The sequence below is a fragment of the Vibrio sp. 10N.222.46.A1 genome (assembly GCF_041473595.1).
Classification (GTDB): Bacteria; Pseudomonadota; Gammaproteobacteria; order Enterobacterales; family Vibrionaceae; genus Vibrio; species Vibrio tasmaniensis_A.
Genome location: NZ_JBFRSN010001838.1, coordinates 1 through 302, shown reverse-complemented (window position 1 = coordinate 302; position 302 = coordinate 1). Strand labels below are relative to the sequence as shown.

The 302-nt window shown below is 37.7% G+C and carries 1 protein-coding gene; it reads right to left on the bottom strand.

The features are described 5' to 3' along the window. Nucleotides 1-40 precede the first annotated feature (40 nt). The gene (locus tag AB4496_RS29550; RefSeq protein ID WP_009845683.1) at nucleotides 41-271 is read right to left on the bottom strand and encodes a hypothetical protein; all 231 of its coding nucleotides are present in this window, start codon (nucleotides 269-271) and stop codon (nucleotides 41-43) included. Nucleotides 272-302: the final 31 nt, after the last annotated feature.

Sequence of the window (302 nt, the reverse complement as noted above, 5' to 3'; positions counted from 1 at the left end):
CTCTGTTGTTCTTTTACTATGTCTGAAACTGAAGTTTAGATTACTTTCTGCTTGAAAGGTCTTCGTATTCACCTTCAATAACACCGGCATCACTGGTAGATGATTGACGTGTGTTCATGTGAGCTGCGAAACCCTGTTTTTTCATTTGATTCTGAATGCGCTTGCCAGTGATTAAAGCTGCAATAGCTAAAGGGATAGCAAGAATCAAGCTCGTGAATAACGCCAATAGGCCAGTAAACAACGCAACAATCGTAACTAATATATTTTTCATATTCATTCCTCTTTTCTCTATGTTGTTACTA

Coding starts and splice junctions, on each gene's coding strand:
- AB4496_RS29550 (WP_009845683.1), bottom strand. CDS start 271: ATGAAAAATATATTAGTTACGATTGTTGCGTTGTTTACTGGCCTATTG.